The 25,686-nt window shown below is 69.1% G+C and carries 27 protein-coding genes; 19 read left to right on the forward strand and 8 right to left on the reverse strand.

The window, feature by feature from the left end; translation table 11 throughout:
- Nucleotides 1-132 precede the first annotated feature (132 nt).
- The 7 genes from NVV99_RS12880 (at nt 133) to NVV99_RS12910 (ending at nt 6,182) form a co-directional block, all read left to right on the forward strand.
- The gene (locus NVV99_RS12880; RefSeq protein WP_024103434.1) at nt 133-1,884 is read left to right on the forward strand and encodes a long-chain-acyl-CoA synthetase; all 1,752 of its coding nucleotides are present in this window, start codon (nt 133-135) and stop codon (nt 1,882-1,884) included.
- Between the two features lie 18 nt (nt 1,885-1,902).
- Nucleotides 1,903-2,823: a dihydropteroate synthase gene (gene folP / locus NVV99_RS12885; RefSeq protein ID WP_019288055.1), complete on the forward strand. Its 921-nt coding sequence runs from the start codon at nt 1,903-1,905 to the stop codon at nt 2,821-2,823.
- A complete protein-coding gene (locus tag NVV99_RS12890; RefSeq protein ID WP_024103435.1) occupies nt 2,820-3,737 on the forward strand; it encodes a glucosyl-3-phosphoglycerate synthase in 918 nt (305 codons plus the stop codon). Before folP ends, NVV99_RS12890 begins: the two co-directional genes overlap by 4 nt.
- 57 nt (nt 3,738-3,794) lie before the next feature.
- Nucleotides 3,795-4,238: a DivIVA domain-containing protein gene (locus tag NVV99_RS12895; protein WP_024103436.1), complete on the forward strand. Its 444-nt coding sequence runs from the start codon at nt 3,795-3,797 to the stop codon at nt 4,236-4,238.
- A complete protein-coding gene (locus NVV99_RS12900; protein ID WP_242411698.1) occupies nt 4,235-4,885 on the forward strand; it encodes a DNA-3-methyladenine glycosylase I in 651 nt (216 codons plus the stop codon). The genes NVV99_RS12895 and NVV99_RS12900 overlap by 4 nt, the downstream gene beginning before the upstream one ends.
- 151 nt (nt 4,886-5,036) lie before the next feature.
- The gene (locus tag NVV99_RS12905) at nt 5,037-5,204 is read left to right on the forward strand and encodes a DUF3117 domain-containing protein (protein ID WP_006554284.1); all 168 of its coding nucleotides are present in this window, start codon (nt 5,037-5,039) and stop codon (nt 5,202-5,204) included.
- Nucleotides 5,205-5,288: 84 nt separating this feature from the next.
- Entirely contained in the window at nt 5,289-6,182 is an 894-nt protein-coding gene (locus NVV99_RS12910; protein WP_024103438.1) for a putative RNA methyltransferase, read from the forward strand.
- On the opposite strand, the gene glgA is transcribed toward NVV99_RS12910, so the two are convergent.
- A complete protein-coding gene (gene glgA, locus NVV99_RS12915) occupies nt 6,169-7,341 on the reverse strand; it encodes a glycogen synthase (RefSeq protein ID WP_024103439.1) in 1,173 nt (390 codons plus the stop codon). The genes NVV99_RS12910 and glgA overlap by 14 nt on opposite strands.
- A gap of 113 nt (nt 7,342-7,454) precedes the next feature.
- Here glgA and glgC point away from each other — a divergent pair, with 113 nt between their 5' ends.
- Nucleotides 7,455-8,669, forward strand: coding sequence for a glucose-1-phosphate adenylyltransferase (gene glgC, locus NVV99_RS12920; RefSeq protein ID WP_006554287.1), 1,215 nt, complete (start codon nt 7,455-7,457; stop codon nt 8,667-8,669).
- Between the two features lie 34 nt (nt 8,670-8,703).
- On the opposite strand, the gene NVV99_RS12925 is transcribed toward glgC, so the two are convergent.
- Entirely contained in the window at nt 8,704-9,339 is a 636-nt protein-coding gene (locus tag NVV99_RS12925; RefSeq protein ID WP_024103440.1) for an O-methyltransferase, read from the reverse strand.
- Nucleotides 9,340-9,655: 316 nt separating this feature from the next.
- Here NVV99_RS12925 and sigE point away from each other — a divergent pair, with 316 nt between their 5' ends.
- From sigE to tatB, 4 genes are all read left to right on the forward strand, one after another.
- Nucleotides 9,656-10,309 (forward strand): RNA polymerase sigma factor SigE, encoded by a 654-nt coding sequence (gene sigE, locus NVV99_RS12930; protein ID WP_006554289.1) that lies wholly within the window; start codon nt 9,656-9,658, stop codon nt 10,307-10,309.
- A 16-nt stretch (nt 10,310-10,325) separates the two neighbouring features.
- Nucleotides 10,326-10,658 (forward strand): anti-sigma factor, encoded by a 333-nt coding sequence (locus tag NVV99_RS12935; RefSeq protein ID WP_019288062.1) that lies wholly within the window; start codon nt 10,326-10,328, stop codon nt 10,656-10,658.
- A gap of 244 nt (nt 10,659-10,902) precedes the next feature.
- On the forward strand, nt 10,903-12,357 hold the full coding sequence (locus NVV99_RS12940; RefSeq protein WP_051424959.1) for a S1C family serine protease: 1,455 nt from the start codon (nt 10,903-10,905) through the stop codon (nt 12,355-12,357).
- Nucleotides 12,358-12,449: 92 nt separating this feature from the next.
- Nucleotides 12,450-12,854 (forward strand): Sec-independent protein translocase protein TatB, encoded by a 405-nt coding sequence (tatB, locus tag NVV99_RS12945; RefSeq protein ID WP_006554292.1) that lies wholly within the window; start codon nt 12,450-12,452, stop codon nt 12,852-12,854.
- A gap of 63 nt (nt 12,855-12,917) precedes the next feature.
- On the opposite strand, the gene NVV99_RS12950 is transcribed toward tatB, so the two are convergent.
- The 5 genes from NVV99_RS12950 to NVV99_RS12970 all read right to left on the reverse strand — a co-directional run bounded on the left by NVV99_RS12950 (nt 12,918) and on the right by NVV99_RS12970 (nt 18,093).
- Nucleotides 12,918-14,051 (reverse strand): Mrp/NBP35 family ATP-binding protein, encoded by a 1,134-nt coding sequence (locus NVV99_RS12950; RefSeq protein ID WP_024103442.1) that lies wholly within the window; start codon nt 14,049-14,051, stop codon nt 12,918-12,920.
- Between the two features lie 130 nt (nt 14,052-14,181).
- Complete coding sequence (locus NVV99_RS12955; RefSeq protein WP_006554294.1) at nt 14,182-15,048, reverse strand: lytic transglycosylase domain-containing protein; 867 nt, start codon at nt 15,046-15,048, stop codon at nt 14,182-14,184.
- Between the two features lie 222 nt (nt 15,049-15,270).
- The gene (locus NVV99_RS12960; protein ID WP_024103443.1) at nt 15,271-16,200 is read right to left on the reverse strand and encodes a hypothetical protein; all 930 of its coding nucleotides are present in this window, start codon (nt 16,198-16,200) and stop codon (nt 15,271-15,273) included.
- Nucleotides 16,201-16,304: 104 nt separating this feature from the next.
- Nucleotides 16,305-16,826, reverse strand: coding sequence for a DUF1003 domain-containing protein (locus NVV99_RS12965; protein ID WP_024103444.1), 522 nt, complete (start codon nt 16,824-16,826; stop codon nt 16,305-16,307).
- Nucleotides 16,819-18,093: a CBS domain-containing protein gene (locus NVV99_RS12970; RefSeq protein WP_006554297.1), complete on the reverse strand. Its 1,275-nt coding sequence runs from the start codon at nt 18,091-18,093 to the stop codon at nt 16,819-16,821. Before NVV99_RS12970 ends, NVV99_RS12965 begins: the two co-directional genes overlap by 8 nt.
- Nucleotides 18,094-18,151: 58 nt before the next feature.
- Between NVV99_RS12970 and NVV99_RS12975 the strand changes: the two genes are divergently transcribed.
- The 3 genes from NVV99_RS12975 (at nt 18,152) to NVV99_RS12985 (ending at nt 20,669) form a co-directional block, all read left to right on the forward strand.
- The gene (locus NVV99_RS12975) at nt 18,152-19,111 is read left to right on the forward strand and encodes a CoA ester lyase (RefSeq protein ID WP_024103445.1); all 960 of its coding nucleotides are present in this window, start codon (nt 18,152-18,154) and stop codon (nt 19,109-19,111) included.
- 121 nt (nt 19,112-19,232) lie between these two features.
- Nucleotides 19,233-19,718 (forward strand): general stress protein, encoded by a 486-nt coding sequence (locus NVV99_RS12980; protein WP_006554299.1) that lies wholly within the window; start codon nt 19,233-19,235, stop codon nt 19,716-19,718.
- 72 nt (nt 19,719-19,790) lie between these two features.
- A complete protein-coding gene (locus NVV99_RS12985; protein ID WP_024103446.1) occupies nt 19,791-20,669 on the forward strand; it encodes a hypothetical protein in 879 nt (292 codons plus the stop codon).
- 4 nt (nt 20,670-20,673) lie between these two features.
- Here the strand turns inward: NVV99_RS12985 and NVV99_RS12990 are convergent, their stop codons facing one another.
- Complete coding sequence (locus NVV99_RS12990) at nt 20,674-21,114, reverse strand: protein-tyrosine phosphatase family protein (RefSeq protein ID WP_024103447.1); 441 nt, start codon at nt 21,112-21,114, stop codon at nt 20,674-20,676.
- 87 nt (nt 21,115-21,201) lie between these two features.
- On the opposite strand from NVV99_RS12990, the gene NVV99_RS12995 reads away from it, so the two are divergent.
- The 4 genes from NVV99_RS12995 (at nt 21,202) to NVV99_RS13010 (ending at nt 25,681) form a co-directional block, all read left to right on the forward strand.
- Nucleotides 21,202-22,431, forward strand: a complete 1,230-nt coding sequence (locus tag NVV99_RS12995) for a GNAT family N-acetyltransferase (protein ID WP_006554302.1) — start codon at nt 21,202-21,204, stop codon at nt 22,429-22,431.
- Between the two features lie 114 nt (nt 22,432-22,545).
- Nucleotides 22,546-23,904, forward strand: a complete 1,359-nt coding sequence (locus tag NVV99_RS13000) for an ABC transporter substrate-binding protein (RefSeq protein WP_051121679.1) — start codon at nt 22,546-22,548, stop codon at nt 23,902-23,904.
- Nucleotides 23,905-23,969: 65 nt separating this feature from the next.
- Nucleotides 23,970-24,851 (forward strand): carbohydrate ABC transporter permease, encoded by an 882-nt coding sequence (locus NVV99_RS13005; RefSeq protein WP_144377008.1) that lies wholly within the window; start codon nt 23,970-23,972, stop codon nt 24,849-24,851.
- The gene (locus NVV99_RS13010; RefSeq protein WP_006554305.1) at nt 24,851-25,681 is read left to right on the forward strand and encodes a carbohydrate ABC transporter permease; all 831 of its coding nucleotides are present in this window, start codon (nt 24,851-24,853) and stop codon (nt 25,679-25,681) included. The genes NVV99_RS13005 and NVV99_RS13010 overlap by 1 nt, the downstream gene beginning before the upstream one ends.
- Nucleotides 25,682-25,686: the final 5 nt, after the last annotated feature.

Below are 25,686 nucleotides of genomic sequence, written 5' to 3' on the forward strand. Positions count from 1 at the left end.
GCGCGCTTATCTACTCTTCGGTAAGTTCGGGGGAACGCCGTGGGTGTCGCCCGAGCGAGCCCGCCCGTCCCCGACGTCGCCGTGAGGAAATCTGTCGTGACCACTCGATCCGATCGAGGCAATGTCCCCGTCGTGTCCCTGCCCGGACTCGTCTCGAAACTGCCCCGGATGGCTACCGATCTCCCCATCGTGCTGCGCGGAGCAGCCGGGATGACCCGGAAGCCGACCGCCCGCGAGACGATCGGGTCGGTCTTCCAGAAGCTCGCCGAGCGTCACCCGGAGCGGCCCTTCATCCGGTTCGGGGGAGCCTCCATCGGGTACGGCGAGGCCAACGCGCAGGTCAACCGGTACGCAGCGGTGCTCGCCGATCGCGGTGTCGGCATGGGCGACGTCGTGGGCATCCTCATGGGCAACCGGCCCGAGAACCTGCTGGTCGCGCTGGCCGCGGTCAAGCTCGGTGCGGCCGCCGGCATGCTCAACATCAACCAGCGTGGTGAGGTGCTCGAGCACAGCCTGTCGCTGCTCGACAGCGCCGCCCTCGTGATCGGGGAGGAGTGCGAGGAGGCCGTCGACTCTCTCGGTGGCGAGCCGCAGGCCCGCACCGTGCTGCGCTTCGACGATCTCGACACCGCCGCCCGCGACGCCGACGCGTCGAATCCCGCAGTCACCGAGGAGCTGCAAGCGTCCGAGACGGCCTACTACATCTTCACCTCCGGCACGACAGGACTGCCGAAGGCCAGCCGCATGACGCACTTCCGGTGGCTGAAGTCGATGTCGGGCCTGGGCAGCCTCGGCGTGCGCCTGCGCCGGACCGACGTCCTGTACTCCTGCCTGCCGCTCTATCACAACAACGCCCTCACGGTCGCGTTGTCCTCGGTGCTCGCCGCCGGCGCCACGCTCGGGCTCGGCCGGAAGTTCTCGGCGTCCAACTTCTGGAACGACGCGGAGCGCAACGGCGCCACGGCCTTCATCTACATCGGCGAGATCTGCCGCTACCTGCTCAACCAGCCGCCGCGGGAGGACGACGCCGACCACGGGATCCGCCTCGCCGTCGGCAACGGTCTGCGCGCAGAACTGTGGGACGAGTTCACCGAACGCTTCGGTATCGACCGCGTCGCGGAGTTCTACGGTGCGAGCGAATGCAACATCGCCTTCATCAACGCGCTCGACCAGAAGCGCACCGCCGGCATCTGCCCGCTGCCCTACGCCGTCGTCGAGTACGACTCCGATTCGGGCCAGGCACGTCGCGGCGACGACGGCCGGTTGAAGAAGGTCGGCAAGGGCGAGGTCGGACTGCTCCTCGCGAAGGTCACCTCCCGCGCACCCTTCGACGGGTACACCGATCCCGAGGCCACCGAGAAGAAGCTGCTCCGCGACGCGTTCTCCGACGGCGACGTCTGGTTCGACACCGGCGACCTCGTCCGCAACCAGGGATGGATGCACGTCGCGTTCGTCGACCGGCTCGGCGACACCTTCCGGTGGAAGGGCGAGAACGTCGCGACCACGCAGGTCGAGGCCGCGGTGTCGTCGCACGAGACGATCGCCGAGGCCGTCGTCTACGGCGTCGAGGTCGACGGGGCCGACGGCCGCACCGGGATGGCCGCGATCACCTTGAAGGAGGGCGCCGAGCTCGACGGAGCGGCGCTCGCGAAGTCGCTGCACGACGCGTTGCCGGACTACGCGGTTCCGCTGTTCGTCCGCATCGTCGACGAGCTCGAGTACACGACGACCTTCAAGAGCAGGAAGGTCGATCTGCGCAAGCAGGGCTACAGCGAGACCGGTGAGGACGAGGTGTACGTCCTCGCGAGTCGCAGCGAGGGTTACCGGCCGATCTTCGACGGCTTCGTCGACGGCGTCGCGCGAGGAGAATTGCCCGGTCGCTGAGCATGTCAGGATGGGATCATGAGCGGCCCCGCGACCGATGTCGACGAGCAGACCCCCGTGACCCGTCCCGGTCCGGCACCGTCCACCCTGTGCGGGCGCCCCGTCGCCACCGACAGGGCGCTCGTCATGGCGATCGTCAACCGCACCCCGGACTCGTTCTACGACCGGGGAGCGACCTTCGAGGACGACATGGCGCTCGCGGCCGTCGACCGCGCAGTGGCCGAGGGTGCCGACCTCGTCGACATCGGCGGGGTGAAGGCCGGGCCGGGTGAGGTCGTCGACAGCGACGAGGAGATCCGGCGCGTCGTGCCGTTCGTCGCCGCGATCCGCGAGCGCTATCCGGATGTGCTCATCAGCGTCGACACCTGGCGCAGCGAGGTCGCGCGTCGCGCTGTGGGCGAAGGCGCCGATCTGATCAACGACACGTGGGCCGGTGCCGATCCCGAGCTCGTCGCGGTCGCCGCGGAACTCGGGGCCGGCATCGTCTGCTCCCACACGGGCGGCGCCGTCCCGCGCACCCGCCCGCACCGTGTGCGGTACACCGACGTCGTCGGGGAGGTGGTGCGGGAGGTCGTCGCGGCCGCGGATGCCGCCGCTCGCGCCGGCGTCGCGAGCGACTCGATCCTCATCGACCCGACCCACGATTTCGGAAAGAACACCCATCACGGACTCGCTCTGTTGCGGCACGTGGACGTTCTTGTAAAAACCGGGTGGCCTGTGCTTATGGCGCTGAGCAACAAGGACTTCGTGGGGGAGACTCTGGGAGTCGAACTCGCCGACCGGTTGGAGGGCACATTGGCAGCGACAGCTCTGGCGGCAGCGGCCGGCGCACGAATGTTCCGGGTACACGAGGTGGCAGCCACACGTCGGGTGGTCGACATGGTCGCGGCGATCGCGGGCACACGCCCGCCGGCGCGCACGGTGAGGGGGTTGGCATGAGTGCACCTGCACGCACGTGGAACGAAGCCAACAGCTGGGATCGGCCCGCCTGGGCGATCGACGAGCTGATCGCGGCCAAGGCCGGCCGCACAGTGACCGTGGTGCTGCCCGCCCTCAACGAGGAGGAGACCGTCGCGAGTGTGATCGACACGATCCACCCGCTGCTCGGTGGTCTCGTGGACGAACTGGTGGTCCTCGATTCGGGTTCCACCGACGAGACCGCCACCCGGGCGCGGGCGGCGGGTGCCCGTGTCATGTCCAGGGAGGAAGCGGTGCCGGGCATCGAACCGGTCCCCGGCAAGGGGGAGGTGCTGTGGCGGTCGCTCGCGGCGACCTCCGGCGACATCATCGCCTTCGTCGACTCCGATCTGATCGATCCCGATCCGGCCTTCGTGCCGAAACTGCTCGGACCCCTGCTGCTCGGCGACGGTGTGCACCTCGTCAAGGGGTACTACCGGCGCCCGCTGCGCACCGGTGGGGGCGAGGACGCCCACGGCGGTGGCCGCGTCACCGAGCTTGTCGCACGGCCGCTGCTCGCGGCACTGCGACCGGAGCTGACCTGCGTGCTGCAACCGCTCGGCGGTGAGTACGCGGGGACGCGGGAACTGCTCGAGTCGGTCCCGTTCGCACCGGGTTACGGGGTGGAGATCGGGTTGCTGCTCGACACCTACGACCGGTTCGGTCTCCACGCGATCGCGCAGGTCAACCTCGGGGTCCGCAAGCACCGCAACCGGCCGCTGTCCGAACTCGGGGCGATGAGCCGGCAGATCGTGGGCACGATGCTCGCGCGCTGCGGGATCCCCGATTCGGGTGCGCCGCTCACCCAGTTCCTGGTGGAGGGCGATGCGTTCGTGCCGTTCGACACCTCCGTCGATCTCACCGACCGCCCCCCGATGGTGACGGTCACCGGCTGACCCGACCGTCCGGCACCGGTCCCGGCCGGTGTCGGCCGCTCGTGCCAAGATCGGAGCATGCTCACGGTTCTGCTGTACGTGCTCGTGATGGCGGGCGTCGCCGCGGTGCTGTTCTTCGTCGCGAGCGCCGTCTTCGGCCGGGGCGAGACGTTGGCGCCGCTGCCTCCGGGCACCACCGTCACGGTGTTGCCGGCCACCGACGTCACCGGCACCGACATCCGCGACCTGCGGTTCCAACAGACCGTGCGGGGTTACAAGATGAGCGAGGTCGACTGGGCGCTCGATCGTCTCGCCCGCGAGGTCGACGATCTGCGGGTCCGCCTCGCCGACGCCGAGGCCCGCGCAGAGGAGCCGCCGGTCGACGGCACCGGAAAGGTCGACGGCACCGGAAAGGGCGGCGGGGCAGAAGACGTCGGAGCAGAGGACGTCGGAGCAGCCGACGTCGATGGGGAGAACGTCGCCGAGCGGGCTTCGTCGGAGTCGACGGGGGAGTCACGATGACGGCAGACGGGCAGGGTCCCGTGGTCGATACCGACGGGCAGGGTCCCGTGGTCGATACCGACGGGCAGGGGCCCGTAACCGATACCGACGACCGCGTGCGGTGCCCGTGGGCCGTCGACGGTCCCGGTTCGTCGCTCTACCGCGACTATCACGACTACGAGTGGGGTCGGCCGCTCCACGGCCGCGACGAGATGTTCGAGCGGCTCTCCCTCGAGGCATTCCAGTCGGGACTGTCGTGGCTGACGATCCTGCGCAAGCGGGAGGCCTTCCGCGCGGCTTTCCACGGCTTCGACGTCGAGGCGGTCGCCCGCTTCACGGAGGCCGACGTCGAGAGGTTGCTTGCCGACTCCGGCATCGTGCGCAACCGCCGCAAGATCGAGGCGGTGATCGCCAACGCGCGGGCCGTGCTCGAACTGTCCACCGATCTCGACGAGCTGCTGTGGTCGTTCGCACCGCCGCGACGCGCGCGACGTTCGGTAACGGTCGAGGAGATTCCGGCGGTGACGCCGGAGTCCACGGCGATGGCCCGTGAGCTGAAGCGCCACGGCTTCCGTTTTGTGGGCCCTACCACTGCGTATGCGCTGATGCAAGCTACCGGAATGGTCGACGATCACCTCGAATCGTGCTGGGTGTCACTCGACTCGTAGAACCCGGAGGAGTGTCTTACCCAGGAGTCAGCTACGCGCACGTATTCCGGATAGGGAAGAATGAGAAGGTGCGCGTCGCCGCGACCGGCGATGCAACCACACGGTAACCCACGCGCCCGGCGGTCGGGTGCAGATTTGGAGGGAGCAGAGGATGGCGGCCATGAAGCCCCGGACCGGGGACGGTCCCCTCGAAGCAACCAAAGAGGGACGAGGAATCGTCATGAGGGTTCCACTCGAGGGCGGCGGACGTCTGGTCGTCGAGCTCACGCCGGAAGAGGCTGCGGCACTCGGCGACGAACTCAAGAGTGTCACCAGCTGATCGGCCCCTCTCAGGGCACTCCGGGCCCCGCGCTCCTCGGCGCGCGGGGCCCGGTGTCGTCCTGAGAGCAGGATCGGAGGCGCGATGCTCGCCGACGTGATCGATCTTCTCGCGTGCCCTCACTGCGAGTCCGCGCTCGACCTCGACGACAACGTCGTGGTGTGCGATCGCGGGCACAGCTTCGACGTCGCACGCCAGGGCTACGTGTCGCTGCTCGCCGGCGGTTCGACGCCGTTCACCGGCGACACCGCCGACATGATCGCGGCCCGCGCCGATTTCCTCGGTGCCGGGCACTACGACCCGATCCGGCGCGCGGTGGCCGACGCATGCCTCGACACCGCCGATACGGTGGACACCGATGCGGTAGTCGCAGCCGCCGACGCTGCGATCCTCGAGGTCGGGGCCGGTACGGGGCAGTACCTCGCGTCCGTGCTCGACGCCCTGCCGGCGGCGCGCGGCATCGGGCTCGACGTCTCCAAGCCCGCGGTGCGGCGCATCGCCCGCAGTCATCCCCGGACCGGAGCGATCCTCGCCGATGCGTGGCAACGACTGCCTGTGAAGTCGGCATCGCTCACCCACGTGCTGTCGGTGTTCGCGCCCCGCAACGCCGCCGAGAGTCATCGCGTGCTCGTCCCCGGAGGCACGCTCGTCGTTGCTACACCCACCTCGGAGCATCTGCGCGAACTGGTCACGTTGCCCGGCATGGTGAGTGTGGACGACCGGAAGACGGAGCGGCTCTCGTCCGCGCTGTCGGGACGTTTCGAGCGAACGGGACGGACGGACGTGCGCTTCACGGCCGCACTCCCGTGCGAGGCGCTCGGTCTCGTCGCGGGGATGGGACCGTCCGCCCATCATGTGACGTCCGACCGGCGTGCGGAGTTGCTGGCCCCCCTGCCCGATCCGTTCGAGGTGACGGTCTCGGTCACCGTCACCTCGTGGCGACGGGTCGAGACGGCCGACGAACCTAGCGCGTCGTGAGCACCTGCTGGTAGACGGCGACGGTCTGGCGGGCGATCTGCGCCCACGAGAACTCGTTGACAGCGCGGTCGCGTCCGGCCCGGCCCCACCGGGCGGCACGGTCGCGGTCGCGCGCGACGTCGTCGATCGCATCGGCGAGCGCACGCTCGTAGGTCTCGGTGTCGAAGGCGTCGTAGTGCACCAGTCGCCCGGTGACCCCGTCCTGCACGACCTCCGGGATGCCTCCGACGTCGGACGCCACCACGGCGGTCTCGCAGGCCATCGCCTCGAGGTTGACGATCCCCAGCGGCTCGTACACCGACGGACAGACGAAAACCGTCGCCGCCGAGAGCAGTTCGCGGACCGATTCGGTGGGCAGCATCTCGCGTACCCAGTGCACCCCGTCACGGGCGTCCTGCAGGGCGGTCACCGCCCGTTCGGTCTCCGCGGCGATCTCGGGGGTGTCGGGCGCGCCGGCACACAGGACGAGCTGGATGTCGGGGTCGAGATGGTGCGCCGCGGCGATCAGGTGCCCGACGCCCTTCTGCCGGGTGATGCGGCCGACGAACACGACGATCGGACGATCCGGATCGAGACCGATGCGGGTGACGACGGACTCGTGGCCGGGCTCGGCCGGGCCCGGATGCCAGACGGTGGTGTCGATCCCGTTGCGCACCACGTGGACCCGAGCGGGATCGACGAACGGATAGGCGTCGAGCACGTCGAGGCGCATCCCGTCGCTGACCGCGATGATCGCGTCGGCGTACCGGACGGCGTTGCGCTCGGACCAGGAGGAGATGCGATAACCGCCCCCGAGCTGCTCGGCCTTCCACGGCCGTCGGGGCTCGAGGGAGTGCGCGGTGAGGATGTGCGGGACGTCGTGGAGTTCGGCGGCCAGATGACCGGCCAGCCCGGTGTACCAGGTGTGCGAGTGCACCACGTCGACTCCGGCCGCGGCGTGCGCCATGCGCAACCCGGCCGACAGGGTCGTCAGGGCAGGATTGGCATCGCGCAGTGCCGGGTCGGGGGAGTGCACGAACGCGGTATCGCGCGGTGCGCCCGTGCAGTGCACGTCGACCTCGACCAGTCGACGCAGTTGTTCGACGAGTTCGGTGACGTGGACCCCGGCCCCGCCGTACACCTCAGGCGGATACTCCCGCGTCATCATTGCCACCCTCACCGCCTCAAAGTAGCGGGCCGCGCAGGTTCCGGCCACCCGGCCCCGACACTCCGAAGGGCGTCGAGATCGCGCTTCGCTGGCGGCGGCCTGGGTCGGGGGATAGGTTGAAGCGTGTGAGGAGCCAGCCCCATGTGCTTGGAATCGTTCTCGCCGGCGGCGAGGGCAAACGTCTGTATCCGCTGACCGCGGACAGAGCCAAGCCGGCAGTGCCGTTCGGGGGCGCATACCGCCTCATCGATTTCGTGCTCAGCAATCTCGTGAATGCCGGTTACCTGCGCATCTGCGTTCTCACGCAGTACAAGTCGCACTCCCTCGACCGGCACATCTCGCAGACCTGGCGCCTCTCCGGCTTCACCGGTGAGTACATCACCCCGGTGCCGGCCCAGCAGCGGCTCGGTCCACGCTGGTACACCGGCAGCGCCGACGCGATCCTGCAGTCGCTCAACCTGGTCTACGACGAGGATCCCGAGTACATCGTGGTCTTCGGCGCCGACCACGTGTACCGGATGGACCCCGAGCAGATGGTGCGCCAGCACATCGAGTCGGGCGCCGGTGTCACCGTCGCCGGTATCCGCGTCCCGCGCAGCGAGGCATTCGCGTTCGGCTGCATCGACAGCGACGAGAGCGGCAGGATCACCCAGTTCCTCGAGAAGCCCGCTCATCCGCCCGGGACACCCGACGACCCCAACGTCACGTTCGCGTCCATGGGTAACTACGTCTTCACCACGAAGGTCCTCGTCGAGGCGCTGCGGGCCGACTCGGAGAATCCCGACTCCGACCACGACATGGGGGGCGACATCATCCCCGCGCTCGTCGAGCGGGGCGAGGCTCACGTCTACGACTTCAACGACAACGTCGTCCCGGGCGCGACCGAACGCGATCGTGCCTACTGGCGCGACGTCGGTACGCTCGACGCCTTCTACGACGCTCACATGGACCTCGTGTCGGTCCACCCGATCTTCAATCTCTACAACCGGCGCTGGCCCATCCGCGGTGCCGCCGAGAACCTGCCGCCCGCGAAGTTCGTGCAGGGCGGTCTGGCGCAGGAGTCGATCGTCGGCGCCGGCAGCATCCTGTCGGCCGCCACGGTCCGCAACTCGGTGCTCAGCTCGAACGTCATGGTCGACGACGGCGCGACCGTCGAGGGCAGCGTGCTCATGCCCGGTGTGCGCATCGGCAAGGGTGCGGTCGTGCGACGCGCGATCCTCGACAAGAACGTCGTCGTCGGCGACGGCGAGATCATCGGCGTCGACCTCGAGCGCGACCGTCAGCGGTTCGCGGTGAGCAACGGCGGTGTCGTCGCCATCGGCAAGGGCATCTGGATCTGAGAGCGTGCTGCCCGCCCGGAGGCGGCTGCGCGGATCAGTTGAGGCGCACCGCGCAGAGCAGGCCGTCGCCGAGCGGCAGGACCACCGGAGCGAGACGCTCGTCGTCGGACACCGCGCGGGTCGCCTCGCGCACCGCGAGCACCGTTGCGTCGCGGGCAGCGGGGTCGGCGACGCGTCCGTCGAGCAGGGCGTTGTGCAGCACGATCACCCCACCCGGCCGGAGCAGACGCACCCCTTCGCGCACGAAGTGCGGATGGTCGGCCGGGGTCGCATCGACGAAGACCATGTCGTAGCCGGAGTCGGCGAGTCGCGGCAGCACGTCCAGCGCGCGGCCGTTGATGAGCCGGGTGCGCGACGCCACGACACCCGCCTCGCGGAAGGCGATCTTCGCGGCCCGCTGATGCTCCGGCTCGCTGTCGATGGTGGTGAGCACGCCGTCCTCGCGGAGGCCGTGCAGCAACCACAGTCCGCTCACACCCGCACCGGTCCCGATCTCCACTACCGTCCTGGCGTCGAGCATGCGGGCGAACATCGCGAGGGCGGCTCCGACGGAGGGGGACACCGGGTCGGCGCCCAGATCTTCGGCACGGTCACGCGCCGCGGCGAGCTCGTCGTCCTCGACGACGATGTTCTCGGCGTGGGTCAGGATGCGATCGGCGTTGGTCTGCACCTCACTGAGGCTATCCTCGGCGATTCGTTCGCGCAGGCAGGCGCGCACGGAGTGGTGCCGCCAGTTGTGTGATTCAGGCGGATGACCACGCCCGAACCGATTTTCTCAGGGACGTTTCAGGTTACTCATACGGCGGCCACATCGCCGCGAGGAAAACTGACAATCGGCGAACCGGACGATCGCACCGGTTCACGACTTCGAGGACGCACCGCTCTCGGGGAACGCTCCTGTGAAGGAATATTCCCTGCAGATCGAGTGTTGTAGGCCCCGAAGCCAGTACCACTGCGGTCCCGACGAGGAGGATCCACCGATCCACATGACCCGAGCCCACACTGTTCCCGAGAACGACGCCTCGGCGCTCGAGGCGGACCTGAGCGGCACCGCGGCGCTCGAGGCGGACCTGAGCGGCACCGCGGCGTTCGACGCCACCGGGGACCACGCGGCCATGCCGTCGTGGGACGAACTCGTTCGTGAGCACGGCGACCGCGTCTACCGCCTCGCCTACCGTCTTTCCGGCAACGCCCAGGACGCCGAGGATCTCACGCAGGAGACCTTCATCCGCGTCTTCCGGTCGTTGCAGAACTACCAGCCCGGCACTTTCGAGGGTTGGTTGCATCGCATCACCACGAACCTCTTCCTGGACATGGTGCGCCGCCGGAACCGCATCCGGATGGAAGCGCTCCCGGAGGACTACGATCGTGTACCGGCCGCAGGGCCGAACCCCGAGGAGATCTACCACGACGCGCGTCTCGGCGCCGACCTGCAGTCCGCTCTGGACTCGCTCGGACCCGAGTACCGTGCCGCGGTGGTGCTCTGTGACATCGAAGGTCTGTCCTACGAGGAGATCGGTGCCACACTGGGGGTGAAACTCGGTACGGTGCGTAGTCGTATCCACCGAGGCCGCCAGGCACTCCGCGAGTACCTGCGCGAGCATGGAAAGGTCGAAAACGGTCGCGTCGATGCGGGGTAGCCGCCGGGAGGTAGTGATGACGATGGTGCAACCACCTCGCAGGTTCGGCTCCACGGAACACCTCGCCAGCGAGGCAATTGCCGCATTCGTCGACGGCGAACTGCGCATGGCGGCCTACATGCGGGCCGCCCAGCATCTGTCGATGTGTCCGGAGTGTGCCGCCGAGGTCGAAGCCCAGCAGCAGGCCCGCCACGCACTGCGGTCCGCTGCCGATCACATACCGCGTATGCCGAGTTCACTGCGCGGTACGCTCAGCAACATCCCGTCCCACCTGTGCGACCCGACCCCCCGCCCTCAGGCGGAGGAAGGCTTCGCCGCGCGCCGCTGGTCGATTCTCCGGCGCCGGTGACCGGACGGGCGGTAACAGGTGATCCGATGCCATCGGTGATACTGGGCTGCGTGACGGACCTAGACGGGGGAGACGGGCACGCGTGACGGCCGAATCTGCGCAGCACACCGGACGGCGGGGCGGCGACGATCGTCGTCGCGACGACGAGCTGCCCCATGCCTCGTCGGGTAAGGACTCCTCGGGCGAAGACTCGTCCGGCAGAGGCTCGTCCGGCAACGCCTCGTCGGGTCTCCCCGACGGAGCGATCGCGCGCCCCGACGACGCTCCCCGTCTCGAACCGCGGCCCGTCTACCGGCCCACCGTCGACCCGGTATCGGCCCGTGTCTTCGGGCGCCCGGCCGGCGCCGAGGGATCGTTCGACTCCTCGGCCCATCCCCGCGTCGTCGACCCGCGCGTCCAGCAGGCACCTCCGACCGATGCGATCCTGGCCGAGGCCTACGGACGGCCGTCCGACGTCGACGAGACGCTCCAGCGTCCCCCTTCGCAGCCCGCGGCCGAGACCGAGGACGACACCGAACCCGATCCCTGGCGCGACCCCGACTCAGCGGTGCGGCTCGGTCCGCCCCTGGCCGGGCAGACCGAGGAGAAGGAACTTCCTCCGGCTCCCGGACTGACCCTGCGTGAGGTGTTGTTCGACCGCCGCGTCCAACCCCGCGCACTCGCGACCCTGGCCGCTGTGGCTGTCGTGATCGGCATGGTCGGCGGACTCGTCGTCGCGCTCGCGACCGCCGACAACGGTTCGCTGACCAGTCGCGGAGTGACGCTGAGCCAGTCGGGTCCCGACGAGGAACTGCCCACCGGCGCGGTCGCGCGTGTCGCCGACACCGTGCTGCCCGCGGTCGTCTCCATCCAGACCACCGTCGGCGGCGACGCCGGCACCGGCTCGGGCGTGGTGATCGACGGTGCCGGTTACATCGTCACCAACAACCACGTCGTTTCGATGGCCGCCGGCAATCCCGATGCGAAGGTACAGGTCACCTTCGATGACGGCACGAAGGTGCCCGCCTCGATCGTCGGACGCGACATCAAGACCGACTTGGCCGTGCTCGCCGTCGAGAACGTCGACAACCTGGTCGTCGCCGAGCTGGGCCGCTCCGAGGACGTCCAGGTGGGCGAGGACGTCGTCGCGGTCGGTTCGCCGCTCGGCCTGAGCAAGACCGTCACCCGCGGCATCGTCAGCGCGCTGCACCGGCCCATGCGGCTCAGCGGGCAGGGCACCGACACCGACGCGGTGATCGACGCCGTCCAGACCGACGCCTCGATCAACCCCGGCAACTCCGGCGGCCCCCTCATCGACATGGAGGGTCGCGTGATCGGTATCAATTCCGCGATCAAGTCGGAGACCGGCGGTTCGGTGGGCCTGGGCTTCGCGATCCCCATCGACGACGTCACCGAGGTGGCGCAGGAGCTGATCCGCACCGGCGAGATGCGGCACCCGGACATCGGCGTGAACGCACGCTCGGTGGTCAACGACGTCGCGAGCGGCGCGGAGGTCGCCAACGTTCGTCAGGACAGCCCGGCCCAGCGCGCCGGCATCGTCGAGGGCGACGTCATCGTCAAGGTCGGCGCCCGCGAAGTCACCAGCGCCGACGAGCTCGTCGTGGCGGTCCAGCAGCAGGAGATCGACGAACCGATCACCGTCCAGCTCGTGCGCAACGGCCGCCTCGTCGACGTCGAGGTCACCCCCGTCTCCGACTGAGCGGCCCCTGTCTCGGACAGAACGTCCCAGCCGTGTGATGTGACCTTCCACGTAGGTGCTGCGATCCGGACGAGACCACGTACCCTGGATGCGTGTTCGGCAACATCGGTTGGGGCGAGTTCCTGGTACTCATCGTGGCGGCCCTCGTGGTCCTCGGCCCGGAGCGCCTCCCCGGCGCCGTCTCGTGGGTGGCCAAGTCGCTGCGTCAGGTACGCGACTACGCCACGGGTGCGCGCGACCAGCTCGAGCAGGAATTCGGACCGGAGTTCGACGACCTGCGGCAACCGCTGTCCGAGCTGAACCAGCTGCGCGGCATGACACCGCGGGCCGTGATCACGAAGCATCTGCTCGACGGCGACGACTCGATTCTCACCGGCAATTTCGACAAGCCGTCCTCGGCGGCTCCGGGAACGCCCACCAACGGCGCGGCCCGGCCGAACCTGTCGAAGCCGCTCGCTCCGGACGAGAAGCCGCCGATCGATCCCGACGCCACCTGACAGCTTTCCTACGATCGAGCCCCCGCCGTGAAGCACGGCGGGGGCTCGATCGATATCGGGTTCTTACAGGTGACGCGTGGTGTCGATTCCCAGCGACATGCCGGCCAGTCCGCGCCTGCGCACGGCGAGCTTGTCGGAGATCTCCTCGAGCGCCACCGCGGGCGCCGAGTCGGGCGCCGCGAGGACGATCGGGGTACCGGAGTCGCCGGCCTCGCGCACTGCCGGGTCGAGCGGGATCTGGCCGAGCAGCGGCACCGTCGCGCCCACCGCGCGGGTGAGCCGCTCGGCGACGGCCTGACCGCCGCCGCTGCCGAAGACGTCCATTCGGGTGCCGTCGGGCAGCTCGAGCCACGACATGTTCTCCACCACGCCGGCGATGCGCTGACGCGTCTGCAGCGCGATGGAACCGGCGCGCTCGGCGACCTCGGCGGCTGCCTGCTGCGGCGTCGTCACGACGAGGATCTCGGCGTTGGGGATCAGCTGCGCGACGGAGATGGCGACGTCACCCGTGCCGGGCGGCAGGTCGAGGAGCAGGACGTCGAGGTCGCCCCAGAAGACGTCGGCGAGGAACTGCTGCAGCGCGCGGTGCAGCATCGGGCCACGCCACACCACCGGGGTGTTGCCCTCGGTGAACTGGGCGATGGAGATCGTCTTCACGTCGTGCGCGATCGGCGGCATGATCATCCGCTCGACCTGCGTGGGCTTGGCGGACGTGCCGAGCATGCGGGGGATCGAGTGACCGTAGATGTCGGCGTCGAGCACACCCACCGACAGTCCGCGCGCGGCCATCGCCGCGGCGAGATTGACGGTGACCGACGACTTGCCGACACCACCCTTGCCGGAGGCCACCGCGTAGACGCGCGTGAGCGAACCGGGCTGGGCGAACGGGATGACGGGCTCGGTGGAGTCGCCGCGCAGCGACTTGCGGAGCTCGGTGCGCTGCTCGTCGCTCATCACGTCGAGGGTCACCCGGACCTCGCCCACGCCGGCGACGTCGGCGACGGCCTTGGTGACGCGCTCCGAGATCTCGGTGCGCATGGGGCACCCGGCGGTGGTCAGATAGATCGCCACATCGACGCTGCTGTCGGCGCCGATCTCGATGCTCTTGACCATTCCGAGATCGGTGATGGGCTTGCGGATCTCCGGGTCCTGGACCCGTGCGAGCGCACTGCGGACGTCGGACTCACTGACTGCCATGACGCCCATGGTAGGCGGCACGCCGCTCGCGACCGGATACGGGTCGACGGTGACCCGACGACGGCCTCCGGTCCGGGGTGACCCGACGACGGCCTTCGGTCCGGGGTGACCCGACGACCCTCTCCGGACCTCAGTGGATGCGGGGGAGATCCGCGGGGCTCGGGTCGATGCCGGTGGAGTAGGCCGTCGACCAGGCGAGCACGTTCGCCACGTAGGCCATCGAGTTGTTGTAGCGGTGGATCGCCTTCGTCGAGTGCGCGAGGTTGCGCATGTCGAGGCCACCGTCGCACAGGTACTTCGCGGTGGTGAGCGTCGAATCGTACAGGTTCTGGGGATCGGAGACCCCGTCGCCGTTGCCGTCGCCCGCGTACTGGTTCCACGTGGTGGGGATGAATTGCATCGGCCCGACCGCGCGGTCGTAGACGGTGTCGCCGTCGAGGGCGCCGCCGTCGGTGTCGTGGATGACGGCCTGGCCGGGCAGGCTGCCGTTGAGCGGCAGTCCGATGACGGGCTCGAGCAGGTTGCCCTTGGCGTCGGCATGACCACCGTTGGCGTGTCCGGACTCGACGCGGCCGATGCCGGCGAGGAGCGTCCAGTGCATGCCGCAGGCGGGATTCTCCTCGGCGAGGATGCGCTCGGCGTTGCGGTAGGCGGCGTAGTTGATGCCGGGGATGCCGAGGGGGCCCTCGTGGAGGACCTCGGGCTCGGGTTCCGGCTGGGGGGCGGCCTTGAAGGTGCGCACGGGTGCCGGTTCGGGCTCGAGCATGATCGTCTGCACGGCGGCGACCGCTTCGGGAATCGCGTTCGCGAGGTCGGCCGAGTCGGTCGACGACGCCGTCGGCTCGGTCTCGTGGTGAGCTGCACCCATCAGCGCTCGCGGCGACGCACCCGCGGTGGTCGCGGCTGCGGCGACCAGTCCGACCGGAACGAGTCCGGTCATCGCGATGACGGAATTTCGCCGAAGCTTCGAATCCGACGGTTTGGCGTGGCGGCCCAATGGATAACCCTCCCTCGGGTGCCTCGGAACGAGACACCTTCGTTACGTGCCGGGCCGAGGCTACAGCATTCGATGCCTTTCCGTTACTCAAACGTGATGTAACGGGGGTGTATGCGTACTGCTGTGGCCCGTCCGTGCTGGTCCGGTGGGTCGGGTGGGGTGAAAGAAAAAGATGACGACACGCGTGTCGCGCGTGGCGTCACCTCACGTGTGTGCCGGGAGTTATTCGCAGAAGGCGGGCACCAGGCAGGGGAGTTCGGGCAACTCCGGCATCGGCGGCGGAGCCGGGATGTTCTGTTCGGGTGCCTGCTGAGCCGGAGTGTCGGCGGGCGCTTGCTGGGCCGGCTGATGTGTCGCCTCCGGAGCGGGCGCGGTGACCGCCGGAGCCGGCGCGGGGGCCGCGACATCCGCGGCGTTCGGAACGGGCCGCGCCGGGATCGGAGCGAGATCGGCGGGAGCCACCTCGGCGGCCTTCGAATACGCACCGGACCAGTGCCGGACATTCGCCAGATAGTCCGGTGACGGATCGACCGACGCCACCGCCCGCGCCTCCCCGTCCGGCTCGCGCAGGTTTCCGCCCTCCGCGCACATCCGGGCGCCGGCGGCCAGGGTCGCGTCGAAGATGTTCTGTGGATCGGCGGTGCCGTCCGCGTTGCCGTCCGCCGAGTACTGCTCCCACACCGCGGGGGCCAGGCGCATCGGCCCGAGCAGCCCCTCCGGGGTGACGACCGGCGCGGTCAGCGTGCCCAGGATGTCGGTGCGTCCCCCGTCCGCGTGTCCGGAGTTCAGGCGCCCGACGGCGGCGAGCAGATTCCACGGCAGGCCGCACTCGGGAGAGTCGATGGCCAGCTGCATCTCGGCCGCGCGATAGGCGTAGAAGACGAGTTCGGGGATCGCGAGCGGCCCGTCGCCGAGGGCCGCCGCACCCCCTGCCGCGGCCACGGCTTCGGGCGGAAGCTGGGTGAGCGGGTCGCTCGGGCTGCGCAGCGGTTGCGCCTCGCGCACCTCGCCGGGGAGCACGCCCACCGCCGGAGCGGCGCTCGGCTCGGTCTCGGCGGACGTCGTCTCCGCCACCACCGTCGCCGACGACGCTGTCGCCGCGAGTCCGGCAGCGACGATCACCGGCATCGCCAGCGCGACCCTCCACCGCACGCGATCACCCTCCTCCGATCGTCCGTCCGACTGATGTGACGAAGGTTACAGAAGGATGTCGGGTTGTGTGCAACCGGGCGTGCCGGACAACAGGACGGGGTCCCTCAGCGACGGGGCCCGCGGGTGCGCGGAGTGCCGGCGTCGTCCTCGTTCTCGTCGTCGATCAGCAGGGCGCGCAGATCGTCGAGTTCGCGACGCAGATAGTCGCGGGTCGCGACCTCACCCACCGCGAGTCGCAGAGCCGCGAGTTCGCGTGCCAGGAACTCGGTGTCGGCCTTGGTCTGCTCGGCGCGGGCGCGATCCTCCTCGAGCGACACGCGGTCGCGGTTCTCCTGCCGGTTCTGCGCCAGCAGGATCAACGGCGCCGCATAGGCGGCCTGCGTCGAGAAGGCCAGGTTGAGAAGGATGAAGGGATAGGGATCCCACTGCAGTCCGACCGCGGCGATGTTGAGGGCGATCCACACGATGACGACGATCGTCTGGATGGCGAGATAACGGCCCGTTCCGAGGAACCGGGCGATCGACTCGCTGACCCGGCCCACCGCCTCGGCGTCGAAGTTGAAGCGGAACCTCGACGCCTGTGGGGTCTCGAGGCGCGAGCGGCCCTGCGTGCTGCGGTCACTCATCCTCGATGTCCTCCTCGCGCCAGTCCTCCGGCAGCAGATGGTCGAGCACGTCGTCGACGCTCACCGCGCCGAGCAGGTGCCCCTCGTCGTCCACCACCGGACCGCAGACCAGGTTGTACGTCGCGAAGTACCGGGTGACGGTGGTCAGGGCGTCGTCGGGGGCCAGGCGCGGCAGGTCGTCGTCGACGACCCCTCCCACCAGGCTCGCAGGCGGTTCCCGGAGCAATCGTTGCAGATGGACACAGCCGAGGTACTTGCCGGTGGGTGTCGCGGTGGGCGGCCGCACGACGAAGACCATCGACGCCAGGGCCGGACTCAGATCCGGATTGCGGGCGCGGGCGAGCGCTTCGGCCACCGTGGTCGCCGGCGTCAGCACGACCGGCTCGGGGGTCATCAGACCGCCGGCGGTGTCGGGGGAGTGCTCGAGCAGGCGGCGCACCGGCTCGGAGTCCTCGGGGTCCATGCGTTGCAGGAACGACTCGGCGTCCGTTGCGGGCAGCTCACCGAGGAGGTCGGCGACGTCGTCGGGATCCATCGCCTCGAGCACCGCGACCGCCCGGTCGAGGCCGAGCTGGGTGAGCAGGTCGGTCTGGTCGTCGGAGGGTAGCTCCTGCACGATGTCGGCGAGGCGTTCGTCGTCGAGCGCCGCGGCGACCTCGGTGCGTCTCTTGATCGGCAGGTCGCGCAGGGCGTTCGCGACGTCCGGCGGGCGCATGTCCTCGAACTGCAGGAGCAACTGCGCGACACCCTGTCCGGGCATCGACAGTGCCTGCTGGGTGAGTCCGTGCACGTGCGGCCATTCCACGATGTGGATGGGGGAGCGGCGCGCGAGCCGGCCGCGATGGCGACGCACCGCCACGCGGGCGACGACCCAGTCGCGGGTGCGCATGAGCTCGAGCCCCAGATCCACCACGACGGCGTCGACACCCATCAGGTCCGGCAGCTCCGGGTCGTCGACGCGCACACGCGAATCGAGGACCTGACCGAGGGCGAGCACCTCCGAGGGTCGCTGCGTGAACCGGCGCAGACTGACGTTGCCGGTGACGAGGGTGACCGCGCCGGGTTCGATCGCGGTCACGCGCAGCATCGGGACGAAGATCCGCTTGCGGGTGGGCAGTTCGACGACGAGCCCCAGCGCACGAGGCGGCTGACGTCCCACTCGTATGGTCAGCACGACATCGCGGACGCGGCCGATGGACTCGCCGTCGGGGCCGAGAACGACCAGTCCGGCCAGCCGCGCGACGAAGACCTTGCTCACTGCTGCCATGATTGCCAGGCTAGAGCGTGCCCGCGCTGTTCCCGGAACTCGGAGGTCTGGTCAGGTCATGTCGTTTTCGTTCAGGCCCCGAAGATCGGTACTCGCGGTTCCCGGCAGCAGCCGGAAGATGATCGACAAGGCCAAGGGCCTTCCCGCCGACGAGATCTTCCTCGATCTCGAGGACGCGGTGTCGCCGCTGGCCAAGGAGCAGGCCCGCAGCACCATCGTCGAAGCTCTGAACGAGGACGGCTGGGGCGACCAGATCAAGGTCGTGCGCGTCAACGACTGGACCACGGACGCGACCTATCTCGACGTCGCGACGGTCGTCGGTGGTGCCGGCGCGAATCTCGACGCGATCCTGCTGCCGAAGGTGCCCGACGCGAGCCACGTGAAGGCGCTCGACCTGCTCCTCACGCAGGTCGAGAAGGCCCACGGTCTCGAGGTGGGACGGATCGGTATCGAACCGCAGATCGAGAACGCCATCGGGTTGACGAACATCAACGAGATCGCGACGGCGAGCCCGCGCGTGCAGACGCTCGTGTTCGGTCCGGCAGACTTCATGGCGAGCATCAACATGCGCACCCTCGTCGTCGGTGAGCAGCCCGAGGGTTACGACGTCGGCGACGCCTACCACCACATCCTCATGACGATCCTCATGGCTGCGCGTGCGCACGGGCTGCAGGCCATCGACGGTCCCTACCTCCAGATCCGCGACGTCGACGCCTTCCGCCGGTCGGCGCAGCGCACCGCCGCCCTGGGCTTCGACGGCAAGTGGGTGCTGCACCCGAGCCAGATCGACGCGGCCAACGAGGTCTTCAGCCCCCGGCAGGAGGACTACGACAAGGCCGAGATGATCCTCGACGCCTACGAGTGGCACACCTCGGCCGAGGGCGGCGCCCGCGGTGCCGCGATGCTCGGCGACGAGATGATCGACGAGGCGAGCCGGAAGATGGCCCTCGTGATCTCCGCGAAGGGCCGGGCCGCGGGGTTGCAGCGCACCCAGAGGTTCGAGCCGCCGGCCTCCTGATGGGAACGACCAGGAAAAAGAACATATCGGGCGAACCGTCGCGGCGTGCCGGTCCCCGTCGAGGCAGAATGGAGACCGGCGCCGCGACCGTCGGCGCGCATCGCGAAGGAGCCGAAACGACATGACGAATCCCCTCGGACCCGGTCGCCAGGTACCCGGTCTGCCGACACCTCCCACGGGCTGGCCCGTCGGTTCGTACCCGACCTACGCCGAGGCGCAACGGGCGGTCGACCACCTGGCCGATCAGAACTTCTCCGTCGAGGACGTCACCATCGTCGGTGTCGATCTCATGCAGGTCGAACGGGTCACCGGTCGGCTCACGTGGCCGAAGGTGATCGGCGGCGGCATCGTCTCGGGCGCATGGCTCGGCGTGTTCTTCGGTCTCCTGCTCGGCATCTTCTCCACCGACTTCCTCGGCCCGCTGCTCGTCGGCCTCGTCGGCGGCATCATCTTCGGCCTCATCTCGGCGAGCATCCCGTACGCCGCGACCCGCGGTCAGCGCGACTTCTCGTCCACCATGCAGCTCGTCGCCGGCCGCTACGACGTGCTGTGCCAGCCGCCCACCGCCGAGAAGGCGCGCGACATCCTCGCCAAGCTCGCCATCTGATCGTCTCGCGGTCGCGCGTTCGCCGAGAACGGCACTCGTCGTGATCGGCCTCGCGCCACTACTGTCGATCCCATGCCCGACCTCGATTCGGTGGCCGATGCCCTCTACGGCCTCGACCCAGGAGACTTCGTGGCGGCCCGCTCCGAATTCGCGGCGCAGGCACGCGAAGCGGGCGACCGCGAGCTGACGGCGGCCATCGGCAGACTGCGCAAACCGACGGTCGCGGCCTGGATGGTCAACCTGCTCGCCCGCGAACGGGCCGACGAATTCGCGGCGTTGCTCGACATCGGATCCGCCCTGCGCACCGCGCAACGACGACTGTCCGGCAGCGAGATGCGGAAACTGTCGGAGCAGCGTCGCCGGGTGGTCGCCGCGCTCGAGCGCGACGCGGGTCGGCTCGCCGCCGACCGCGGCCGCACCGTCTCGGAGAGCGCACTGCGAGAGGTGGGGCGCACCCTCAACGCCGCGTTGTCGGATCCCGACATCGGGGAGCAGGTCCGGCAGGGCCGGCTCGACGCGATCGTCGAGTCCGACGGTTTCGGCGACCTGTCGGCCATGCCGCTCACCGTCGTCCGCGGAGGGTCGGAGGAGGACGACGAGGACGACCGGACGGCAGCGGACAAGTCTGCACGCAAGAGCAAGGGCGAGCGCGAACCCACGGAGCGCGAGAAGGCGGACCAGGCGGCTCGCGAGGCGGAGATCGACGAGGCCGCTGCCGCTCTCGACTCGGCGCACAGCGCGGCCGAGGAAGCGCGCGAAGCCGCGTCGGCGGCAGAGCAGGAGCTGGCCCGTCACGAGGAGGAGGTCGCCGAGCTGCGGGCGAAGCTCGAACACGCAGAGCAGCAACGCACCTTCGCGCGCCGCGCCGCCGCCGAGGCGAAGAAGCGGGTGGTCGCCGCCGAACGTGCCGTCTCGGCCGCCGAGGTCGACCTCGCCCGGACGAAGAACTGAGCTGTCAGGTATGCGCCTTCGCGTGCGCGACGAATTTGCGCTGCCAGGGCGTCTCGACCGCGCGCGGATGGTAGTGCCGCCGAACGAAGTCGACCGCCTCCTCCGGGGAGAGCCCGTCGAGGACGGCGAGGCACGCCAGTGCGGTGCCGGTGCGGCCGCGTCCACGCCCGCACGCGATCTCCACCCGCTGTCTTCCCGCGCGGATCCACGCCTCGTACAGGATGGCGAGAGCGTCCTCCGGGTCGCGTGGCGTGCGGAAGTCGGGCCAGTGGATCCACCGCGACTCCCACTCGAACGGTGCTGCCGGGGGGCGGCCGAGGAGATACACCCCGAAGTCGGGAAACGGCTCGTCGAACACCGGTCTGCGCATCCCGCGTCCCCGCACGAGTCGGCCGGAGGGCAGCTGCAGCACCCCGGTGTCTGCTGGATCCCACTCGCGTCGCACGCTGGAAACCTACCCGCCCGGAGCCGGTGTACCGAACGTCACGGCCGTTCACCCGCGGTGCAAGTTCGCGGTCGATAGTGTCGTTCCATGGGTGAGCGAACGGAACCGGAGATCAGAGTTCTGGAGTCGGAAGCCGAACTGCGGGAGGCGTCCGCGCTGTTCCGCACGGCGATGGTGGGTCTGCCCTCGTGGCCCGAGGTTCCCGACGGGACGGTGAGCCGCTACCTCGAGGCCGGCCGCACGTGGGGTGCTTTCCTCGACGGCATGCTCGTCGGGACAGTCGACGCCACGAGCGGAAATCTCACCCTGCCCGGCGGCGCCCGGGTGCCGCACGCGGCGGTCACCCACATCGGTGTGCTGCCCACCCACACGCGTCGCGGCGTGATCTCCGGACTCGTGCACCGGCAGTTGAGCGACGCGCGCGACCGCGGTGAGATCCTCGCGACGCTGCGTGCCTCCGAAGCGACCATCTACGGCCGGTTCGGCTACGGCGTCGCCTCGACTTCGGTGTCCGTCGACGTCGACGTGCGTGGTGCCGCACTGCGTCCCGACGTGCCCGAGTCCGGAGCGGTGCGTCTGCTGACCTATCCGGAGGCGTGGGACGTGCTGGCGCAGATCCATTCCCGTCATCTGCCGCCGCGCCCCGGCATGATCGATCGGTCGGAGTACTGGTGGAACTCACGCCGGTGGCGGGCCGACTCGCTCACCGATCCGATGTACGTGGCGGTGCACGGCGAACCGGGACAGGAGGACGGTTTCGTCCGGTACCACCCCGTCGACACGCAGGGGTGGTTCACCAGTCGCAACCGCACCGTCGTGGTCGACGACTTCTTCGCCCCCTCGCCCGCGGCGTACGCCGGCCTGATCCGGTTCCTGCTCGACCTCGACCTGGTCGACACCTTGCGGTTCGCGGCACTTCCGCAGGACGACCAACTCCCGCTCATGCTCGGCGACGCGCGTGCCGTGCACTTCCGCTCGGTCTCGGACGAGACGTGGTTGCGCATCCTCGACCTCGATCGGGCGCTGTCGGCGCGGAGTTACCGAGGCTTCGGCTCGGTGACCGTGGAGGTGACCGATCCGGTGCTGACCGACAACGCCGGTGTCTTCGAGATCTCCGCCGACGGCGTGGCGCGCACCGCGGGACCGGCCGACCTGACGATCGACATCGCCGACCTCGGTGCGCTCCTGCTCGGCCGGCAGGGCTGGCACCGGATGGTCGACGCGGGGCGCGCCCGGGTGCACCGGCCCGAGGCCGTCGACACCGCTGACCTGCTGTTCTCCTGGCCCCAGGCGCCCTTCTCGGGGACCTCCTTCTGACCTCGTCGTCGTGCCGATTCCGTTCCGGATGTACGCCCTGCTCGTTTTGCTACGGCTGGCCGGTACGGGCGTTATCGTCGGATCACGAGGTCCCCGATGCGAGCGGAGTCGCGCATGAGACGGTCGGGCAAGAGTCGGCGGACGAGCCGAGCGGTCACAGCTTCCGCGGCTGCTGTGCTCTTGGCGTCGGGGCTGGCCGCGTGCGGCAGCGACGACGAGGGTGTCGTCCTGTCCTTCTACACGGCCGCCGACGGTGCCGAGCAGTACGCGCAGGCCGCGGAGGTGTGCACCGCGGAGGCGGGCGGCCGATATCGCGTGCAGCAGAGGACACTTCCGAAGAACGCCGACGACCAGCGACTGCAGTTGGCGCGGCGGCTGACGGGTAACGACCCGGGGCTCGACCTCATGACCCTCGACGTCGTGTGGACGGCCGAGTTCGCCGAGGCCGGGTGGGCGCTGCCGCTGCCCGACGATGTTGCAGCCGCGGTCTCCGAGGGCACCCTCGAAGGTCCCCTCGAATCGGCGACCTGGCAGGACCGGCTGTACGCCGCACCGCTCAACACCAACACCCAGTTGCTCTGGTACCGAAAGGATCTCATGCCGGACGGGCAACCTCCGGAGACCTGGGACGAGATGATCGAGATTGCGAGCGGCCTCGCCGAGGAGGGCCGGCCGTCGTGGATCGGTGTGCAGGGCCGGCAGTACGAGGGGCTGATGGTGTGGTTCAACACCTTGCTCTCGAGCGCCGGAGGCTCGGTGGTGGGGGAGGACGGTGTCACCGTCACCCTCACCGACAACGACGCGGCGGTGACCGCGCTCGACATCATGAAGCGCGTTGCGACCGCGCCCGGCGCCGATCCCTCCCTGAACCAGGCCGACGAGGCGGCCGTCCGTCTCGGTATGGAGAGCGGGCGCACCGCGTTCCAGGTCAACTGGCCGTTCGTCCTGCCGGGCATCATGGAGAACGAGGGGGCCCTGCCCTTCATCGACGAAAACGGCAACGTCACCTCGGAGAACACCGGCAACACGGTCCTCACCGTCGACGGTGAGCAGAATTTCCTTCCCGCGCCATACCCCTCGGTGATCCCCGGCGAGCCCGCCCAGGTCACCATCGGCGGGTTCAACATCGCCGTCGCCCGCACGAGCACCCACCCGGATCTCGCGTTCGAAGCGATGCAGTGCCTGCGCAACGAGGAGAACCAGCGCAACAACGCCATCGGTGGCGGCGTGCCGCCGACGCTCGCGGCGCTGTACGACGACCCCGATTTCCAGGAGGCCTATCCGGCCTGGCGTGAGGTCCGCGCCGGTCTCGAGAACGCCGCGGTGCGTCCCGCTTCACCGGCCTACCAGAGCATTTCGACACTGGTGACGGCCACCCTCAACCCGGTCGACCAGATCGATCCGCCCCGCACCGTCGAGGAACTCGCCGAGCAGGTGCGCAAGGCGGTCAATTCGGAAGGACTGATCCCGTGACCGCCGTCGAATCGACACCGACCGACGAGACCCCGAAGGAACCGTCGACGAAGACGAAAGCAGCGCTGTCCGAGGGGAAGAAGGCCGAACGGCGACTCGGTCTGCTGCTCGTCGCACCCGCCGCGATCGTGATGCTCGCCGTCACGGCCTATCCGGTGGGATACGCCGTCTGGCTCAGTCTGCAGCGTTACGATCTGCGCTTCCCCGACGAACGGCGCTTCGTCGGACTGTCGAACTATGTCGCGGTGCTCAGCGACGGATTCTGGTGGCAGGCCTTCATCGTCACCTCGCTCGTCACCCTGGTCTCCGTCGCGATCGAGTTCGTGCTCGGCCTTGCGATCGCACTCGTCATGCACCGCACCATCGTCGGCAAGGGCATCGTGCGCACGGTGGTGCTGATCCCGTACGGCATCGTCACCGTCGCCGCCGCCTACAGCTGGTACTACGCGTGGACCCCGGGCACGGGCTATCTCGCGAACCTGCTGCCCGACGGCAGCGCCCCGCTCACCGACCAGATCCCGTCCCTGGCGATCATCGTGCTCGCCGAGGTGTGGAAGACCACGCCGTTCATGGCGCTGCTGCTCCTCGCCGGCCTCGCACTCGTCCCCGACGATCTGCTCAAGGCGGCGCAGGTCGACGGCGCCGGAGCGTGGACACGTCTGGTGCGGATCATCGTGCCGCTGATGAAACCGGCGATCCTCGTCGCCCTGCTCTTCCGCACGCTCGACGCCTTCCGCATCTTCGACAACATCTATGTCCTCACCCGCGGTGCCAACGGCACCGGATCGGTGTCGATCCTCGGTTACGACAATCTGTTCCGGGCCTTCAACCTCGGCATCGGGTCGGCGATCAGCGTCCTGATCTTCCTGTGCGTCGCGGTCATCGCGTTCGTGTTCATCAAGTTGTTCGGTGCATCCGCGCCCGGCTCGGACGAAGGGGGCCGATGATGGCCGAGACCAGGAAACGGACCCTGTCGTGGTCGGCGGTGAACCTGATCGTCCTGCTCTACGCACTCGTCCCGGTGCTGTGGATCGCGAGCCTGTCGTTCAAGCCGCCCGGCACCATCCAGGACGGCCGGTTCATCCCGCAGCAGTGGACGCTCGACAACTACCGCGGCATCTTCCGCACCGACGCGTTCACGAGCGCGCTGATCAACTCCATCGGCATCGGCCTGATCGCCACGGTCATCGCGGTGATCCTCGGGACGATGGCCGCCTACGCGATCGCCCGGCTCGACTTCCCCGGTAAGAAGATTCTGGTGGGCGTGGCGCTGCTCATCGCGATGTTCCCCCAGATCTCCCTCGTCAGCCCGCTGTTCGAGATCATGCGCGGCCTCGGACTGTTCGACACGTGGGCGGCGCTGATCCTGCCGTACATCACCTTCTCGCTACCGCTCGCGATCTACACCCTGTCGGCCTTCTTCAAGGAGATCCCGTGGGAACTCGAGAAGGCCGCGAAGATGGACGGCGCGACACCGGGTCAGGCGTTCCGGAAGGTCGTGGCCCCACTCGCCGCTCCCGGCATCATCACGGCGGCGATCCTGGTGTTCATCTTCTGCTGGAACGACCTGCTGTTCGCGATCTCGCTGACCTCCACCGAGCGGTCCATCACCGCACCCGCCGCGATCGCGAACTTCACGGGTGCATCGCAGTTCGAGGAACCGACCGGCTCGATCGCGGCGGCGGCCGTCGTCATCACGATCCCGATCATCGTGTTCGTCCTGATCTTCCAACGTCGAATCGTCGCCGGACTGACCTCCGGCGCAGTGAAGGGATAACTATC

It is taken from the genome of Rhodococcus sp. PAE-6 (genome assembly GCF_025290685.1).
Lineage (GTDB): Bacteria > Actinomycetota > Actinomycetes > Mycobacteriales > Mycobacteriaceae > Rhodococcus > Rhodococcus pyridinivorans.